Below are 18,430 nucleotides of genomic sequence, written 5' to 3'. Positions count from 1 at the left end.
TTGGACAGTTTTAAGCTGCAGCCTGAGCCCTGTACTCCACAGGGCTCAGGCCATTGAGCCTCAGCTTGATGCGATCATGGTTGTAGTAGTGAATGTACTCATCCAGACCCGCTCTCAGCTCATCAATGCTCTCGAAACGCTTCAGGTAGAAAAACTCAGACTTGAGCGTGCCGAAGAAGCTTTCCATGGCCGCGTTGTCCAGGCAATTGCCTTTTCGAGACATGCTCTGCTTTACCCCACATTCGCTTAGCTTACGGCGGTATTGCGCCTGCTGGTAATGCCATCCCTGATCCGAATGCAGCACGAGCTTCGGTTTCTCTCCCAGGCAATCGAGCGCTTTGCCAAGCATGTTCCCAACCAGGCTATAGCACGGGCGGCTGGCCATTTCGTAGGCCACGATTTCGCCGTTGTACAAATCCATCACGGGCGACAGATAGAGCTTCTGTTGAGCTACTTTGAACTCGGTTACGTCAGTCACCCACTTTTGGTTTGGGCGTTGAGCGATAAAATTTCGCTCCAGTACATTCGCTGCCACTTTACCGACGGTACCTCGATAGGAGCGATATTTCTTGGGGCGCACTACTGATTTCAATCCCTGCTCAGCCATCAGCCGTTCAATGACCTTCTTGTTCACCCGCTTTTCCTTCCTGATTACGAGTGCGATACGGCGATAACCATAAAGCCCTTTCTGCTCGTGGTAGACGCGATGCACCAATGCCTTGAGCTCAGCATGCCGATCTGGCTTCTGCTGAGCTTTGAGCTGGTAGTAGAAGGTGCTGCGCGCCAGCTCGACCAGTTGAAGGAGGTCAGGCAAAGGAAATCTGCGCTTGAGTTTGGAAACGATCAGGACTTTTTCCCGCGTGTTCGTTCCTTTTCCTCGCGCAGAGCCTTGAGCTCCTTTAGGACAGCATTCTCCATGCGCAGGTACTCAAGTTCAGCCATCAGCTGATCTCGAGACTTCTGATCATCATTGGTATCGGTGGGTTTGGCAGGCTTGATCTTCTTCGACACGTCGATTGGCTTTCTTGGCTTGATGGCAGTAGAGGGTGCAGGACTGCCACTGTAGTACTGCCGCTGCCAAATGCCTATCTGAGAGGACTGCCCAAGACCAAAGTGGGCAGCGGTCTGGCGCAGCGAAAGCCGATGCTCGTGCATATAGCTAAGCACCTGCTGTTTGAAATCACTGGTATAGCGCCGCCCATGCGAGCCTGGACCAATGCCATTATTGGCCTGATAACTGGCCACCCAGCGTCGAAGCAGGCTGAAATCGATACCTAAGTGTTGAGCCACCTTTCGGAAACCGTTGCTGCCATCCAGGTAGGCTGTGATCGCTGTGAGCTTGAATTGCTCGGTGTACTTACCCATAGATCCCCCAAGGGTTGGATTGGTGTCCAACTTCTTGGGGGCAGTCCAGAACGAGGTCTGCTCATACACTTTTAGCAGGCGCCACGGCCAACTCCACACCCTCGCTCTTCTTGATAACCGCATACACCACCGCTGTCACCAGGCTACCCGCCACAATCGCCAGCAAATACAGCAACGCATGGTTGATCGCGTTGGGGATCAACAACACGAACAAGCCGCCATGCGGCGCCATCAGCTTGCAGCCAAAATACATCGACAATGCCCCGGTCAACGCACCACCGGCGATACTGGCCGGAATCACCCGTAAAGGGTCCTTGGCGGCAAACGGAATCGCCCCCTCGGAGATGAAGCACAGCCCCAGCGCCAGCGCCGCCTTGCCCGCCTCGCGCTCGCTCTGGGCGAACTTGCGCCTGGCCAGGAAGGTGGCAATACCCAAGCCAATCGGCGGCACCATGCCGGCGGCCATGGTCGCCGCCATTGGCGCGTAGCTCGATGAGGCCAGCAGCCCCACCGAGAACGCATAGGCGGCCTTGTTAATCGGCCCGCCAAGGTCGACGCACATCATGCCGCCCAGCAACAGCCCCAGCAGGATGGCATTGGTGGTGCCCATGCTGTCGAGGAAGTGCGTCAGGCCTTCGAGCATCGCCGCTACCGGCTGGCCGACCACGTAGATCATCACCAGCCCGGTGAACAGACTGGCCAGCAATGGAATGATAAGGATCGGCTTGAGCGCCTCCAGGCTGCTGGGCAAGCGCGCCCATCGGGCAATGGCCTTGGCGCTGTAACCGGCGAGGAAACCGGCGACGATGCCACCGATAAAGCCGGCCCCCAAGGTGCTGGCCAACAGGCCGCCAATCATGCCCGGGGCCAGCCCGGGGCGGTCGGCGATGGACCAGGCGATATAGCCTGCCAGTAGCGGAACCATCAGTTTGAAGGCGGCTTCACCGCCAATCTGCATCAACGCCGCCGGCAAGGTGCCCGCCTCTTTGTAGGCCTCGATACCGAACACGAACGACAGGGCAATCAGCAGACCGCCGGCCACCACCATCGGCAGCATGAACGACACACCGGTCAGCAAGTGCTTGTACACGCCGGTTTTCTCGCCCTTGGCCGGCGTGGTCGCCGCTGCAGCGTCGGCAGCGTTTTCCACCGTGGCCTGCGCCAAGGCTTTGTCCAGGGTAGCGCGGGCCTGCTTGAGGGCAATGCCGGTACCACAACGGTAAATACGTTTACCGGCGAAACGTGCAGTGGGTACTTCAATGTCGGCGGCCAGCAGCACCACGTCGGCCGCTGCGATGGCGTCAGCGGACAAGGGGTTGCGCGCACCGACCGAGCCCTGGGTCTCGACGGTAAGCTGGTAGCCCAGTTGTTGTGCGGCTTGCTGCAAGGCTTCAGCGGCCATGAAGGTATGGGCTACGCCGGTCGGGCATGCCGTGACGGCAACGATGCGGGCGCCAGCACTGCCAACTGCGGCGGGGGTGCCTGTCACCGCGGCCAGCAGTTCGGCGTTGGCCGCCGCTTCGTCGAGAAAGCCTTCGCGATCAGCCAGCGCCTGGGACGGCGTGCTTTGGTACAGGCGCTTGCCGACGAAGCGGGCCAGGTCCACCGGCCCGGTGCTGACCACAAGCACCCAGTCAGCCTCGGCGATCTGTGCAGCGCTCAGTTGCCGCTCGGGGTGTTCAGTATTCTGCACTTCGACGCTGGTGCTCCAGCCGCGCCGCTGGGCAGCGGCGGACAGCAAGCGTGCGCTCAGTACACTCGATACCTGGCCGTTGGGGCAGGCGGTGACTATGGCAATGTTCATCGGCAACCCTCTTGTTGTTCTGTCAGTTGCACGGCCGCTTCCAACTGCGCCAGGTGCTCGCGGTCATGGATGCCGAAGCCAACCTGGGTAACGGCCTGGGCGGCGATGGCAGTGGCCCGGGTCAACGTCTGTGCAGGCGCCTCGGCCAGCAGCAGGCCGTGGACCATGCCGGCCACGAGCGAATCCCCCGCCCCCACCGTGCTGGCCACCCGCACCTTGGGTGGGCGGGCCTGCAGGGCCAGATCGCGACTGAACCAAGTGACGCCCTGCTCGCCCGCAGACACCACCACGTGTTCAACGCCACTGTCCAGCAGGCGCTTGGCGGCGGCGCGCTGTTGCGCCAGGTTATCCACAGCCAGGCCCAGCACTTCGCCCAGTTCTTCGGTATTGGGCTTGACCAACCAGGGCGCGCTTTGCAAGCCGACACGCAGGGCTTCACCACTGCTGTCCAGGACTACCTTGAGGCCTTGGGCCTTCAACCGTTCGAGCAACTGGCGGAACCAGTCGGCACTGATTCCGCGCGGCAGGCTACCGGCCACCACCACGGCATCGTGGCCCGGGGCAATCTGTTCCAGCCTGTGCAGCAAGGCGCTGCGTGCCGCCTCGTCGACCTCCGGGCCCTGCCCGTTGATGTCGGTAACGCGGCCATCGGCCTCGACCAGCTTGATATTGCTGCGGGTTTCGCCCGGCACACGGACAAAGCAGTCGGTAAAACCGCGGCCGTCGATCAGCGCCTCGAAGGGCTGCAGATTGTCGCGCCCGAGGAAACCGCCCACGGTTACGCTGTGCCCCAGGTCGGCCAGTACCTGGGCAACGTTCAGCCCCTTGCCTGCGGCGTGACTTTGCTGCGCCTGGCTACGGTTGACCTGCCCTGGGCGCAGAGTGTCCAGGCCGATGGTGATATCCAGCGCAGGGTTCAGGGTGAGAGTGAGGATCTTGGCCATTCAGTAACGCTCCACCAGCGCGCGAACTGCTGCGGCGCTGTCCTGTTGCAGGGCCTCGCGCGCCAGGGCGCGGGCTGTCTGATGATCGGCCTGGCGAACCAGTGCCTTGACTTCGGCGATGCTGCGCGCGGAGACGCTGAGTTCGTCCACGTCCAGCCCCAGCAGCACGGCCACCGCCTGCGGGTCGGCCGCCAGCTCGCCACACACGCCCACCCACTTGCCGTGGGCATGGGCGGCGCGCACGGTCATGTCGATCAGGCTCAATACCGCAGGGTGCAGGCCATCGGCCTGTGCCGACAGGCTGGGGTGGCCACGGTCGATGGCCAAGGTGTATTGAGTCAGGTCGTTGGTGCCGATGCTGAAGAAGTCCACTTCGCGCGCCAACTGCGCTGCCAGCAGGGCCGCTGAAGGCACCTCGACCATAATGCCCAGTTGCAGGTCGGCTACCGGGATTTCTGCACGCAGGCGCTCCACCATGGCCCGAGCCTCACGCCACTCGTGCACCTGGCCAACCATGGGGAACATGATACGCAACGGGCGCTGGTCGGCGGCCCGCAGCAACGCGCGCAACTGGTCTTCCATCACTTGCGGGCGCTGCAGGGTCAAACGCACGCCGCGCACGCCGAGGAAGGGATTTTCCTCGGCAGCGATCGGCCAGTAAGGCAACGGTTTGTCGCCGCCAACATCCAGGGTGCGCACCACCAGCGGGCGCCCATCGAGGCCATCGAGCACGCGACGGTACTCGGCTTCCTGGGTAGCCACATCCGGCGCTTGAGGGTGGGCCATGAAAATCAGTTCGGTGCGCAGCAGGCCGACACCTTCGGCGCCCTGCTCCACCACCTTGGCGATGCCGTTGCTATCGCCAATGTTGGCAAACACCTCGACGGCATGCCCATCACGGGTGATGGCCGGCTCGAAGCGGTTGGCCCAGGCGGCCTGCAGGCGTTGCTCGCGCAGGTCACGCTCGGCCAGCGCCCGCTGCAGCTCATCCGCTGGCGGGGCGACGCTGACCACACCACGCTGGCCATCGAGCAGCAGCGGCGTACCACTCTCCAACAGCAGTATCGATGCACCCGCGCCGACCACTGCTGGTATGCCCAACGCCCGGGCGACGATGGCACTGTGGGCCGTGGCGCCGCCCTGGGCGGTGACAATGCCGGCAACCCGGTTGGGGTCCAGGCGGGCGACATCGGATGGACCGACTTCGGTCATCACCAGCACATAGGGTTGCTCGGGTTCAACCTGCGCCTGCACACCACACAACTGCGCCAGCACGCGGCGGCCAATATCGCGCAGGTCGGCGGCGCGCTCGGCGAGCAGCGCATCGTGCAACGCCTCTTGCTGACGGGCCGCAGCTTCGATCACGGCCATCCACGCGGCCGCAGCGCTTTCGCCCTGGGCCAGGCGCTGTTCGACATCGTCGGTCAGGGCCGGGTCGGCAAGCATTTCCTGGTGGGTGACGAAAATTTCGCCAATGGCTTTGTCGCTGCGCAGGACCAAAGCCTGCAGTTCGCCATTGACGGTAGCCAAGGCTTCGCGCAGTTTTTGCCGCTCCAGGGCGCAAGATTCACCCCGCAAGGGATAGTCGAACTCACGCTCGACACAGACATGCGCCGGGCCGCTGGCAATGCCAGGGGCGGCGCCCACACCCTGGATACGGCTGCCGGCCGCTGGCGCTTGCAGTACTTCGGGTACGTCATCGGCAATGGGCGCGACGCTCTGCGGTAGCGGTTCCACCTCTTCACCCAAGCCTTGTTCGATAGCTGCCAGCAGCACCGGCAAGGCATCGGCAGCGATGCTCGGTTCGGCGACCAGTTCCAGTGCCTGACCACGGCGTGCGCCGAGGCTGAGCAGCTTGCTCAGGCTCTTCACCGATACGGCTGGCTGCGCGCTATCGACCAGGCGCATACGGATTTCCCCTTCAAAGCCTTTGGCCAGTTGTGCAAGCACCTTGGCCGGTCGCGCATGCAAGCCATGTGGATTGGCCAGCACGACACGTGCGCTAGGCCAGTCCGCCGGCGCTTCACCGCCCAACACTTCCAGTACCGCACGGCTGCTGGTGGCCTGGTAGAGCATCTGCCCGCGGCCTTCGATCAACACTTCGCACAGACGCTCGAGCAGGGCCTCGTGAGCGGCGCCAAGGCTGGCCAGGCAGAACAGACCGTTGAGCGGTTGGTCGCGGTAACGCAGCGGCTGCTGCGGGGTGATGAAGGCGAGGCCCGGCTGACGAACCTGGCGCTCGCTGTGCAGCCACCACAGGCCCTCACCCAGCGGCAGCGGCTCGGCCTGCTGCAGCACGGCGGCAAAGCCACTGTCGACACAGTCGGCACGTTGCAGCAGGCGGGCACCGCGCCAGGCCAGTTCGTCGAAGTCTTCTGCCGGCACGTTCAGGCCGACCAGCTGCGCATCCAGCGCCAGCGCCTGGGGCGCGCCCTGCAGCAGCTTGAGCAACGCTTCGGCAGAGCTGGCACGGCGCAAGGCTTCGGCCAGGTCGGTCTCGCCCAGCGCCCGGGTCAACAGCTGCAGCAGGCGCAGGTGTTCGTCGGAGCGGGCGGCAATACCAATGGCCAGGTAGACCATTTGCCCGTCACCCCAGTCTACCCCCTCGGGGAACTGCAGCAGGCGTACGCCGGTGGCATACACCAGGTCACGTGTTTGCGGCGTACCATGGGGAATGGCGATGCCCTGGCCAAGGAACGTGGAGCCTTGTGCCTCCCGGGCCTGCAGCCCTTGCAGGTAACCCTCGGCGACCAGGCCGTCCGCAACCAGCCGATCCGCCAGAAGGCGCAACGCCTCGGCCTTGTCGGCGGCCTTCTGGCCCATGGCTATCTGCTCATTGGCGAGCTCGAGCATGACCTTCTCCTTTTGCAGTTCCCGTTCGGGTACTGGAGTATTGTTGTGAAATTCACATAAAGGGCCAGTTCAGCAGCCTTGCGCGGGTGGCAGCCGAGGCAGAAAATTCGGCAGCTGAAACGTTTAATCTGACCAGACGGCCACGTTACTCGATAATCTGCCCAGTAAAAAGCCCCATCCTGTCGGACAATTGCGACAATGGTCGTCTGCGCGTGATGCCTGTACCGGGTCAAACTACCCGGTCCGGCCTTACAGCCAGCCCCGGTAATAACAAGGAAAATTCGGTGAAACTCAGCGATATCGCCCGTCTGGCCGGTGTGTCCGTGACCACTGCCAGCTACGTCATCAATGGCAAGGCTGAACAGCAGCGCATCAGTAACAGTACTGTCGAGCGGGTACGCGCGGTGGTCGAAGCCCACGGCTTCACCCCCAACCCGCAGGCTGCTGGGCTGCGCAGCCGGCATACCCGCACCCTGGGCTTCATTCTCCCGGATCTGGAGAACCCCAGCTACGCCCGCATTGCCAAGCAACTGGAGCAAGGCGCACGCGCCCGCGGCTACCAGCTGCTGATCGCCAGCAGCGATGACCAGCCAGACAGCGAGCGCCAACTGCAGCAACTGTTCCGTGCGCGCCGATGCGATGCGCTGTTCGTTGCCAGTTGCCTGCCGCCAGAAGATGACAGCTACCGCGAGCTGCAGGACAAAGGCCTGCCGGTGATTGCCATCGACCGCCGTCTGGACCCCGCACACTTCTGCTCGGTGATCAGCGACGACCGCGATGCCAGCCGCCAGCTGGCCGCCAGCCTGCTCAGCTCGGCCCCACGCAGCATCGCCCTGATAGGCGCACGCCCCGAGCTGTCGGTTAGCCAGGCGCGTGCCGGCGGATTCGACGAAGCCCTGCAAGGCTATTCCGGCGAAGTGCGCCGCTATCAGGGCGAAGCGTTCAGCCGTGAGTGCGGCCAACGCCTGATGCAGCAACTGATCGACGACCTGGGTGGCCTGCCGGATGCTCTGGTGACCACTTCGTACGTGCTGTTGCAGGGCGTGTTCGACACCCTCCAGGCGCGCCCTGTCGACTCGCGCCAACTGCAGCTGGGTACCTTTGGCGACAACCAGTTGCTCGACTTCCTGCCGCTGCCGGTCAATGCCATGGCCCAGCAGCATGGCCAGATTGCCGCCACTGCGCTTGAACTGGCACTGGCCGCCATCGAGGAAAACCGCTATGAACCCGGCGTGCACGCCGTTGGCCGCACCTTCAAGCAACGCATCTCAGCGGCCTGAACATGCGCCTGATCGACACCCACACCCATCTGGACTTCCCCGACTTCGACGCCGACCGCCCGCGCCTGCTGGCCAACGCGGCGGCGCGTGGGCTGGAGCGAATGGTGGTGCTGGGGGTGTACCAGGCGAATTTCCAGCGTGTGTGGGAACTGGCCTGCGCCGAGCCGCGCCTGTTCGCCGCGCTTGGCCTGCACCCGGTCTACCTCGACCAGCATCGCCCTGAGCACCTGGTGCAACTGCGCGAGTGGCTGGAGCGCCTGCGCGACAACCCGCGGCTATGTGCCGTAGGTGAGTTTGGCCTGGACTATTACCTCGCAGACCTTGACAAGACCCGCCAGCAGGCGCTGTTCGAAGCGCAACTGCAGATGGCTTGCGACTTCGAACTACCGGCCCTGCTGCATGTGCGCCGCAGCCATGCCCAGGTGATTGCCACACTCAAGCGCTACAAGCCAGCGCGGGCGGGGGTGATTCATGCGTTTGCCGGCAGCTACGAAGAGGCCCGCGAGTACATCAAGCTGGGCTTCCTGCTGGGGTTGGGCGGTGCGGGTACCTGGCCGCAGGCGCTGCGGCTGCGCAAGACCTTGGCGCGGCTGCCACTGGACAGTGTGGTGCTGGAGACTGACGCACCGGACATGGCACCGGCGATGTACCCGGGGGTACGCAACAGCCCGGAGCATCTGCCGGAAATTGCCACGGCGCTGGCGCACGTGATGGGGCTGGATGTCGAGGTGCTGGCACAGGCCAGCACCCGCAATGCTTGCACGTTGTTCGGCTGGTGAAACTCGGGTGACCGGGATTCGCGTGGGATGCGATTGGCCCCGAATCAGACCAGCACGGTCCACAGCGCGAACCCGGCATACCACAGCACTGCACAGCGCAACAGCAATTCCCACAGGCTGTCCAGCCGCCCCAACCCGCGCTGGCTGTCCTCCTCCTCGGGAATGTCATCGGCAATCCGCCCCACCCGAGCCACCAGGTGCCCGGCGCTGATGTGCCAGTTGAGCACCTCGTGCAGCATCACCCGTGTCACCGCGAGGAAGTTGCCCACCAGGGCAAAGCTCAACGCCAGCGCCCGCACCGGCAACCAGTCCATGATGTGCCGCAACTGCTCGGCACGCGCCTTCAAAGCCGGCTGCTTGCTGTGCTCACTACACAGCGCCAACAATCGATAAGCCAGCGCAGCGCCAGGGCCCAGTACGAAATACCAGAAGATCACCGCAAAAAAGCCCTGGTACACCTGCCACAGCAAGTTACCCTGCACCCGCACCAGCAAGCTGTGCGGTTCATCGGCCACCAGGCCCAGGTCGCGCTCGGCCGCGTGCAGCGCCGCCTGATCGTCCCCCCGCCGCCAGGCATCACGAAACGCCCCCAACGATGCCTTGGCATCGCCGCGGCCCAGGCTGTAGATCAGCACCAGCAGGTGCACCGGCAACGCCAGCAGACCATAGGCCACCGGCTCCAGCACATGCAGCAGCAACACCAGCAGCGCTACCGGCGCCAACACCAGGATGGCCAACGTCCACCATGGGTGCACCTTGCCGTTGCGTTCCAGACGCACCAGTTCGCCAAGAAAGAACCCGTCGCGCTGCACTTGATGGCGCAGGGCCGAAAACTTCTCGACCCACAGCGCCAGCAACAACACCAGAAAACTCATGCCTTGTCCTCGTTGTGCTGCAGCGCCTGGCGGTAGCGCGACCAGTCGAAGGCCGGGCCGGGGTCGGTCTTGCGCTGCGGGGCAATGTCGCTGTGACCCTGAATGCGGTTCAGGTCGATGGCTGGCCAGGCACTGCGGATGTGCCGGGTGAGTTGCTCCAGCACCGCATACTGGGCATCGGTATAGGGCAGGTCGTCGGTGCCTTCCAGCTCGATGCCGATGGAAAAGTCATTACAGCCTTCGCGCCCGTCAAAGCTCGACACACCCGCATGCCAGGCCCGGTCATGCAACGACACGAACTGCGTCACCGCGCCGTCGCGCTCGACGAACAGGTGCGCCGACACGGTCAGGTGGGTGATGCTGGCAAAATACGGGTGTTCATCAGGCGCCAGGCGGTTCTGGAAGAATTGCTGCACCTTGCCCGTGCCGAAACAGGCCGGGGGCAGGCTGATGTTGTGGACCACCAGCAGGGAAATCGATTCGCCTTCGGGGCGCGCATTGAAGTTCGGCGAGGGGCAGTGGGTGATTCCGATTCCGTGGAACCAGCCTGTGGCACGGTCCAATTGCATGGGCAGATCCTGAAAAACGCCGTGAACATGCCCACAGTATGCCCTGCGGCCAACGCCGTGTGCATGTGAATGATTGTAATGCGTCTGCCTATTGCGCCTGCCCTTGCCGCAAGCTTTCAAGTACCGCCTCCAGCGCCCGTTCGAACAACAGGCGATCATCCAGCACGCGCACTTCGTGCCGTTGCAGTGCCTGGGCCAGGCTGGCACTGCTCCACTCGCGCACTTTCATGCCGGTGCGGTTGGCGAACACCAGCCTGTCACTGCTGTCGATGCGCGCGACCAGCTTGCAGCGCAGTGGTTCATCCTCGTCGAGAACCTCGACCCAGGTGCCGATGCGCAGGCGTTGCGCCTGGCGCAGCGCTGCAGCCTGCCCGTCGGCAGCGTGCAGGGGCACGCAGGCGGGCTCTTCGGCAATCGCCAGCACAATCTCTTGGGCCACCCGTACATCGCCCAAGGATTGGCCCTCCCCGCTCGGCAGCGCCTCATTACCTGCGCAGGCGCGTAAGTGCAACTGTTCCAGTTGCAGGAAGAACTCGCGGGTCGCCACCGCGTCCAGGGCTACGCTGGCCAGGCCATCGCGCAGCGCCTTGAGCAGGCCTGGCACCTGCTGCAGCAAGGCTTGCGGCTCATGTGGCGGCGTGATGCTGGCCAGCAGCATGTCCATCGTCTGCACTGCGTCGCGCCAGGCCTGTGAGGCCTCGCCCTGTTTCAGCCAAGCCAACAGCAGTACCTGGCTCCAGGCCTGCACCAGCATTTGCACCACCACCTGCGGCAGTACCCGGCCGCGCAGGCGCTGGTTGAGCACGTGCTGCACCTGCTGCCTGGCCTGCATTGCCCGGGCACGGCCTTCTTCGGCGTCGCGAGTGCGTTGCTCCAGCAACTCGTTACGTCGCCGTTCGTCCTGATTGAATGCCAGGAAGTCGTCGAGCAACTCGGCGAACAGGCTGGCATCGTCGGCAAAATCATTGAGCAAACGCTGGACGATACGCTCTACCCGCACGTGCAAGCTGTCACGCTGGCCTTCGCTGCCGCACTCCCAGCCAATCGCGGCGCCGGCGATTTCGTTGAGCAAACGGCGCGCCGGGTGGCTACTCCGGCTGAACAGCCCCTTGTCCAGTAATGCCACCTTGAGCAGGGGAATATGAAGGCGCGCAATCAGCGCCCGCAGGCTGGCCGGCAGGTTGTCATCGTTGTGGATGAACGCGAACAGCAGGCCAACCAGGTTGATCATGTCTTCATCAGCCACGTGAAGGCGCCGGCGCGTGCCGCTGCGCACACTCACCCGCAACAGCAGTTGCTCAAGTTGTTGGCCGAGCTCGAAGTCATCGGCCTCGTACGTGGCGGGCACATAGCGCTGCAAATGCGACAGTAGCCGGAGCAGGTCGGCGGTACTGATCGGCTGGGCGGCAGCCACCGCGTGCAAGCGCGGAGCGAACTGCCCGCGCACCGGCGCCAGCAGTGCCTGCAACGAGGCAAACAACGCCTGCCCTGCGGCGTCCGACCCCTCCTCCTGGCCAAGGTTCGCCGGCCCGGGTCGCGCACGCATGCGCCGGTCTTCGGCACGCCGGCGCGGCGCCGGTTGCAGCTCGGGCAGTACGCCGGCAGCGGCCAGCAACTGGTTGGCTTCGCCATAGATCACATCGGCATCACGCAGCACATAACGCTCGAACAGCTTCAGCAGCACCAGCTTGACCCGCAGGCCAACGCCCAGATTACGCCCGGCATCGAGAAAGTAACGACACAGCGCGGCTGGCCCCAATGGGTTGTACGGCTCGTACAGGGGGCGGTCGAGCAATGCCTGCAGACGCAGACCCAGTTGCTGCAGGGCAATGCCATCGCGTGACAGCACCCGCGCCACCATCCCCTCGATGGCGGCGGCCCGCTCCATTTGAGCCTTGCTGCGCGGGTTGCCCGGCTCGACCAGGTTTGCCAGCAAGTCGACCTGGCCGGCTCGGAGGAAAGCATCATGGAACGTATCCAGAAAACCACGCTCGATGCTCTTGCGCTTCAGGCGCAGGTCACGCATGGCCTCGAAGTACAGGTTCTGGTCACCGCGGTCCAAGGCCTTGTCGGCCATTTCGAAGAGCATGTCATCGGCATTGTCGAACAAGTCCTGCAGGCCCTGACGCAACTGCAACGCGGCCTTGTCGCGCACCTGCAGCAACACGACCGGAAGGCAAGGATGAGGCGTGCGCCCCCCTCGGTCGATGGCTGCCGCCAAGGGCACCACCTTGCCTTCTTTTTGCATCCTGGACTCCTTGCAGGGTGTCTTGCCCGAAAGGGCTGGAAAATCGTCAAAGCCATGGCGCCAAATACCAGTCATCATTATCGGTAAAAAATCGCATAGCTACCAGCGCCGTTTCGCTGGCTGGCTAATGACCCTGATCGGCTCCGATTACTCACGACGTCCGACCAAAGGTCAGCGCCAAGGCGGCTGTACACACCGGCCCCCTGCCCTATAATCGCGGGCACCTAGCTTGTGGAGCCGACCATGCCGAACCTACGCCTTGCCGACCTGACCGCTGAAATTGAAGCCAACGTGCGCCGCGCGCTGTTGGAGGACATCGGCAGTGGCGATATCACCGCGCAACTGATTCCGGCCGAGCGCCTGGCCAAAGCGACCATCATCACCCGTGAAAACTGCGTGGTCGCCGGTACCGCTTGGGTCGATGCCGTATTCCGCCAGCTCGACCCGCGCGTTGCTGTGCACTGGCAGGTGGCCGACGGTGAGCAGGCCACTGCCAATCAGCCGTTGTTCCACCTGGAAGGCCCGGCCCGTTCGCTGCTCAGTGGGGAGCGCAGCGCACTGAACTTCCTGCAGATGCTGTCGGGGGTCGCCACCCGTGCGCGCTTCCTCGCCGACTTGGTTGCAGGCACTCAGGTGCGCCTGCTGGACACCCGCAAAACCCTGCCGGGCCTGCGCCTGGCGCAAAAATACGCAGTGACCTGCGGTGGGTGCGACAACCACCGCATAGGCCTGTACGACGCCTTCCTGATCAAGGAAAACCACATCGCCGCCAGCGGCGGCGTAGCCGAGGCGGTGGCCGCAGCACACCGCATTGCGCCGGGCAAGCCGGTGGAAATCGAGGTCGAAAGCCTGGACGAACTGCGCCAGGCGCTGGCCGCTGGCGCGGACATCATCATGCTCGACGAGCTGAGCCTGGACGAAATGCGCGAAGCCGTGCGCATTACCGCTGGCAAAGCCAAACTTGAAGCCAGCGGCGGGGTCAACGAAACGACCCTGCGGGTGATTGCCGAGACGGGGGTGGACTACATCTCGATTGGCGCCATGACCAAGGATGTGAAAGCGGTGGACCTGTCGATGCGACTGAGCCTGTGAGCTGATTGCAGACAATAAAAAACCGGCGCTTGGCCGGTTTTTTATTGGGGGCGCTTTGCACCCCTTTTTCTCAGATCAGGACGAGGCGTTGGCCAAACCGTCCAGGTAGCGCTCGACATCCAGCGCTGCCATGCAGCCCGCACCGGCCGACGTGATGGCCTGGCGGTAAACGTGGTCAGCCACGTCGCCAGCGGCAAACACACCCTCTACGTTGGTCGCGGTGGCGTTGCCTTCGCGGCCGCCGTTGACTACCAGGTAGCCGTCTTTCAGGGTCAGCTGGCCTTCGAACAGCGAAGTGTTCGGGGTGTGGCCAATGGCGATGAACACGCCGTCGACCTTGATTTCGTCGCTGCTGCCGTCGTTGTTCTTCAGGCGCGCACCGGTTACACCCATGTTGTCACCCAGCACTTCGTCCAGGGTGGCGTTGAGCTTGAGCTCGATCTTGCCTTCGGCCACACGGGCGTTCAGCTTGTCGACCAGGATCTTCTCGGCGCGGAAGGTTTCGCGACGGTGTACCAGGGTCACTTTGCTGGCGATGTTGGCCAGGTACAGTGCCTCTTCCACGGCAGTGTTACCACCACCGACCACGGCGACCGGCTTGTTGCGGTAGAAGAAACCGTCACAGGTGGCACAGGCCGAAACACCCTTGCCCATGAAGGTTTCTTCCGACGGCAGGCCCAGGTAGCGAGCGCTGGCGCCAGTGGCGATGATCAGCGCATCACAGGTGTACTTGCCGCTGTCACCCTGCAGGGTGAACGGCTTGTTGGCCAGGTCGACAGCGTTGATGTGGTCGAAGACGATTTCGGTTTCAAAACGCTCGGCGTGCTCTTGCATACGCTGCATCAGAGCCGGGCCGGTCAGGCCGTGGGGGTCGCCCGGCCAGTTGTCGACTTCGGTGGTGGTGGTCAGCTGGCCACCCGCCTGCATGCCGGTGATCAGCAGCGGCTTGAGGTTGGCACGGGCGGCATACACCGCAGCGCTGTAACCGGCAGGGCCGGAACCGAGAATGATGACGCGCGAATGACGTACTTCAGACATGTCGAACTCCTGTCGAGCGGGCCGCAGGGCCGGCATCGGTGTACCGGCTGCGCCAGCCAAGAAATTAAAAAGGACCCACGCAGCACTTGGGGAAGGCTAAAACGCGCAGGCCCGCAAAGCGAAAAGTTGAGCGCACTGTAGCGAGGTCGCAAAGATTTAAGGAAATATCCTTAGACAATCCACCTCATAGGCATCGCCTATGCTGCGATTTCATCGATAAACAAGCCCCGGGCGCTTTTGTTACATCCCGTTTCCCGCCCACGGCGTGCCTTTCGTCGGCGCGGCAAACTCGGTAAGGTCAGCGCGTTTTCCTTCTCTGCGGAGTATCTAGATGCAAGCCCCTGTCCTCTCTGGCCCCCAATACCTGCGCGAAGGCCTGAAACTGGTGCTGAGCCCCAACCTGCGGTTGTTCGTGCTGCTGCCTCTGGCGGTCAACCTGTTGCTGTTCGGTGGCCTGATCTACTTCGCCGGCCACCAGTTCGGCCTGTGGCTCGATGCCCTGATGCCCACGCTGCCTGACTGGCTGAGCTTCCTCAGCTACATCCTCTGGCCGCTGTTCGTTGCCTTGCTGGTGCTGATGGTGTTCTTCACCTTCACCTTGGTGGCCAACATCATTGCCGCGCCGTTCAACGGTTTTCTGGCGGAAAAGGTCGAGGTGGTAGTGCGTGGCGAAGACACCTTCCCAGCCTTCAGCTGGGGCGAGCTGGCAGCCATGGTACCGCGCACCTTCAGCCGCGAAATGCGCAAGCTGGGCTACTTCCTGCCACGCGCCATCGGCCTGTTCATCCTGTCGCTGATCCCGGTAGTCAACGTGGTGGCTGCGCCGCTGTGGCTGATCTTTGGCGTGTGGATGATGGCCATCCAGTACATCGACTACCCGGCGGACAACAACAAGATGAGCTGGCAGGACATGCTCGCCTGGCTGCGGCAGAAGCGCTGGCAGAGCCTGGGCTTTGGCGGCATCACCTACCTGGCGCTGATGATTCCAGGCGTGAACGTGCTGATGATGCCGGCGGCAGTGGCCGGGGCTACGTTGTTCTGGGTGCGGGAAAAGGGCGACATCCGCGTCAGCAAACCGTCCAATCAGAACGCCTGATAACCACGTAAGCGATGCCCTTTCCCAGCCCACTGATACACAAGGCTGGTACACATGGCACTCATAGCTCAACCATTCAGGCACCCTGACTCGGGCATTTATTACCTACGCCGCAGGGTGCCTGATGACCTCAGGCACATCATCGGTAAGACCGAGATTCGCCGCTCACTGAATACTCGACACCACCAGCAAGCGAAGGCTGCATTTGCTCTTGCGTATGAAGAGTCGGAGAGGCTGTTTAATAATGCCCGCCAGGGCCTCTACGTTGAGTCTCCTAAGCCCGAGACGGTAAGCCAGCCTATACCTACGGATACACTGCCTGCCCTCAAAGAAAGCTCCATAAGGCTATCGGAAGCGCTTAGCCGCTACGTCCAGTCCATCTCCATGTCTGATAGGTCTGAGTATGTTTCGCGGCGTCATGCGGTGGACTACAGCCGTGCCGTCAACCGGTTCATCTCGGACATGGGTGATAAGCCAATCGCCTCGATCCAACCTTCAGATATACATAAGTTTGCTGCGAACTTGATCCACCCTGCTGATGGCAGCGTAAAGCCGCTAGCTACCTCGTCCACCCGCCTACTATTGGCCAGACTGTCGTCCGTGATGGCGTTTACTGTTGATTCAGGTCTACTGGAAACCACCCCTGTAACAACATCTCGCATTCACAAGCGACTCGGATCGGGCAAACCGAAACGACGCCTGGACGATAACCGGGGCTATAGCTGGAGCGAGCTAGTCACGCTCTTCAGCCATCCTGAGTTTCAGCGATTGCGAGCCACCGAAGGTCGTTGTAACAGTTGTAAAGTCACATAGCCAGCCACCACAAGGAATAACCACCATGGAAGTCGTCGCCTACTATCGCGTATCGACCAAGGGTCAGGGCGACTCGGGCTTGGGCCTCGAAGCCCAACGCGAATATATCAAGTTCGCTGCTGAGCAGCACAATTGGGTAGTAGTGGCTGAGTTTGAAGATGTAGGCGTATCTGGCTCGGTTCACCCGCTAAAGCGCCCATCAGGGGCTGAGGCATTCGCTAACGGTCGCCCAGTAGTGGTAGCAAAGTTGGACCGCCTAAGCCGCGACGTAGAGCACATAGCCGGCTTGATGAAGCGCCACAAGTTTCGTGTGGCAACCATGCCCACTGCCGACACGTTCCAGCTTCATATCTACGCAGTACTGGCCGAACAGGAACGTACGTTCATCAGCGAACGTACCAAAGCCGCGTTAAAGTCGCTTGAAGCTCGTGCAGCTGCCGGTGACGCTGAGGCAGTGCAAAAAATCGAGAACCGTACACAAGCACTCGCAAAGGGCCGTAGCATGCTGAACAGGAGCAAGGGCCACGCTACCCAGCGCCAGCAGGCAGATGAGCGTGCAGCAATGTTAAAGGACGCCATAGAGCTATGTGTACTTAAAGGTGCCAGCAGCCTACAAGCCGTGGCTGATTGCCTGATCGGACGCAGCATACCTACCGCCCGTGGTGGCCAGTGGTCGCCAACCGCTGTGATGCGAGTGATGCAGCGCCTTGGCTTGGAACTCAATAGAAGTGGCGGATAGCCGTTTTTGATCTTGCGTTTCGTTATCTTTCTTAAAAGGAGAAGACCTATATGGAAGATTGGGGCGCTGCAATATCGGATGCCCTTGAAGCGCTGCTTATGAACCGGCAGGCCTTACGGGCAAGCATTAAAGAACTCGCCCTGTGGTTGCGAGCCAGAGGCTCAGAGAACATGTTTCAAAACGCGATGATGGCTCTTCAGGCATTCGATACGAACGTGAATACCATCACATCAACAATAGACAGCCTACGCTCATAGGCTTTCCAAGCGACTGTTTAGTGCCCTGCCATATTTTGAAAGAATTTTGGCCGGTGACCGAGACAAGGAGCAGAGGTGTTAATGCTCCCCCCCATTCGGCGGGATTTGGCCGATCACCCAGTACCCTTCCGATATTTTGCTCTCAAGAACACAGGCGATGTTTTCGTCGGACCAAGGTGCCGTATAAAAATTAGCACTAGAAATGCGCCCTCTCTGCCCCTTGTCATATCGTCCTGTGAGCTCTTCGGATCATGCATCGCCGCCAGCATAGGGAAATCAACGATGTGGACTGCGGAGCCGCAGCCACCGCTGATATCCTGGAGCTACTCTTGCTCAATCAGCAAGCCCTACGTGCAGGCCTTGAGGAGTATCGCAAACCACCGGCATGCAATTGCTTGATGCCATCTTGGCTGCCCTATTGTGGCTAAGCCGCGAGGTAAAAATCGTAGCGATTACTTGTTACCTGTGTGAGTGGAGCTTTCAGGCCTACACTATGGAGGAATATTCGTTGATAGAGATTTGGCACAGGAATGGCTCTTAGGCTCGACCTCCAGCTGGCCAGCGTTGGCCGATTCTCCGATACCCCATCCTCGATGGTTCGCACCCGGAACACAGGCGGAGCTCACCCCTTGGGCAAGCCGCCGTTGAGAAAACCTAGGAACCACAGACCATGAAAAA

Annotated in this window: 15 protein-coding genes; 7 read left to right on the top strand and 8 right to left on the bottom strand. The window is 62.0% G+C overall.

Features of this window, described 5'->3' with window-relative positions; translation table 11 throughout:
- Positions 1-10 precede the first annotated feature (10 nt).
- The 4 genes from ACZ889_RS08130 to ptsP all read right to left on the bottom strand — a co-directional run bounded on the left by ACZ889_RS08130 (position 11) and on the right by ptsP (position 6,966).
- Positions 11-1,365, bottom strand: a protein-coding gene (locus ACZ889_RS08130) for an IS3 family transposase (protein WP_085983016.1) whose coding sequence is annotated in 2 segments (ribosomal slippage) — positions 11-889 and positions 892-1,365 — 1,353 coding nt in all. Because the reading frame shifts where the segments join, the coding sequence is not laid out codon by codon here.
- Positions 1,366-1,426: 61 nt separating this feature from the next.
- A complete protein-coding gene (locus ACZ889_RS08125) occupies positions 1,427-3,169 on the bottom strand; it encodes a PTS fructose-like transporter subunit IIB (RefSeq protein WP_003247309.1) in 1,743 nt (580 codons plus the stop codon).
- Positions 3,166-4,113 (bottom strand): 1-phosphofructokinase, encoded by a 948-nt coding sequence (gene pfkB, locus ACZ889_RS08120; RefSeq protein ID WP_180688837.1) that lies wholly within the window; start codon positions 4,111-4,113, stop codon positions 3,166-3,168. Before pfkB ends, ACZ889_RS08125 begins: the two co-directional genes overlap by 4 nt.
- Positions 4,114-6,966 (bottom strand): phosphoenolpyruvate--protein phosphotransferase, encoded by a 2,853-nt coding sequence (gene ptsP, locus ACZ889_RS08115; protein ID WP_476257302.1) that lies wholly within the window; start codon positions 6,964-6,966, stop codon positions 4,114-4,116.
- A 284-nt stretch (positions 6,967-7,250) separates the two neighbouring features.
- Here ptsP and cra point away from each other — a divergent pair, with 284 nt between their 5' ends.
- A complete protein-coding gene (gene cra, locus ACZ889_RS08110; RefSeq protein ID WP_476257301.1) occupies positions 7,251-8,246 on the top strand; it encodes a catabolite repressor/activator in 996 nt (331 codons plus the stop codon).
- Positions 8,247-8,248: 2 nt separating this feature from the next.
- Positions 8,249-9,025, top strand: a complete 777-nt coding sequence (locus tag ACZ889_RS08105; RefSeq protein ID WP_019750469.1) for a TatD family hydrolase — start codon at positions 8,249-8,251, stop codon at positions 9,023-9,025.
- A gap of 44 nt (positions 9,026-9,069) precedes the next feature.
- Here the strand turns inward: ACZ889_RS08105 and ampE are convergent, their stop codons facing one another.
- The 3 genes from ampE to ACZ889_RS08090 all read right to left on the bottom strand — a co-directional run bounded on the left by ampE (position 9,070) and on the right by ACZ889_RS08090 (position 12,717).
- On the bottom strand, positions 9,070-9,900 hold the full coding sequence (ampE, locus tag ACZ889_RS08100; protein ID WP_014589705.1) for a regulatory signaling modulator protein AmpE: 831 nt from the start codon (positions 9,898-9,900) through the stop codon (positions 9,070-9,072).
- Positions 9,897-10,469: a 1,6-anhydro-N-acetylmuramyl-L-alanine amidase AmpD gene (gene ampD, locus ACZ889_RS08095; RefSeq protein WP_476257300.1), complete on the bottom strand. Its 573-nt coding sequence runs from the start codon at positions 10,467-10,469 to the stop codon at positions 9,897-9,899. Before ampD ends, ampE begins: the two co-directional genes overlap by 4 nt.
- Before the next feature lie 88 nt (positions 10,470-10,557).
- Positions 10,558-12,717 (bottom strand): DUF1631 domain-containing protein, encoded by a 2,160-nt coding sequence (locus tag ACZ889_RS08090; protein ID WP_476257299.1) that lies wholly within the window; start codon positions 12,715-12,717, stop codon positions 10,558-10,560.
- Positions 12,718-12,960: 243 nt separating this feature from the next.
- Between ACZ889_RS08090 and nadC the strand changes: the two genes are divergently transcribed.
- Entirely contained in the window at positions 12,961-13,809 is an 849-nt protein-coding gene (nadC, locus tag ACZ889_RS08085; protein WP_004575864.1) for a carboxylating nicotinate-nucleotide diphosphorylase, read from the top strand.
- 75 nt (positions 13,810-13,884) lie between these two features.
- Here nadC and trxB read toward each other — a convergent pair whose 3' ends face one another.
- Positions 13,885-14,847 carry a thioredoxin-disulfide reductase gene (gene trxB / locus ACZ889_RS08080; RefSeq protein ID WP_004575865.1) on the bottom strand — a complete coding sequence of 321 codons (963 nt, stop codon included), beginning with the start codon at positions 14,845-14,847 and terminating at the stop codon, positions 13,885-13,887.
- 331 nt (positions 14,848-15,178) lie between these two features.
- On the opposite strand from trxB, the gene cysZ reads away from it, so the two are divergent.
- The 4 genes from cysZ to ACZ889_RS08060 are packed head-to-tail and all read left to right on the top strand — an operon-like array spanning position 15,179 to position 17,752.
- Complete coding sequence (cysZ, locus tag ACZ889_RS08075) at positions 15,179-15,943, top strand: sulfate transporter CysZ (RefSeq protein WP_476257298.1); 765 nt, start codon at positions 15,179-15,181, stop codon at positions 15,941-15,943.
- 54 nt (positions 15,944-15,997) lie between these two features.
- A complete protein-coding gene (locus tag ACZ889_RS08070) occupies positions 15,998-16,756 on the top strand; it encodes a DUF6538 domain-containing protein (protein ID WP_476257297.1) in 759 nt (252 codons plus the stop codon).
- A 25-nt stretch (positions 16,757-16,781) separates the two neighbouring features.
- Positions 16,782-17,495, top strand: coding sequence for a recombinase family protein (locus ACZ889_RS08065; RefSeq protein WP_476257296.1), 714 nt, complete (start codon positions 16,782-16,784; stop codon positions 17,493-17,495).
- Between the two features lie 50 nt (positions 17,496-17,545).
- The gene (locus ACZ889_RS08060; RefSeq protein ID WP_476257295.1) at positions 17,546-17,752 is read left to right on the top strand and encodes a hypothetical protein; all 207 of its coding nucleotides are present in this window, start codon (positions 17,546-17,548) and stop codon (positions 17,750-17,752) included.
- Positions 17,753-18,430 lie beyond the last annotated feature (678 nt).

The organism is Pseudomonas sp. TE3895, assembly GCF_056278855.1.
Note: the sequence above shows the minus strand (reverse complement) of the source record. Positions and strands in the feature narration are given on the sequence as shown.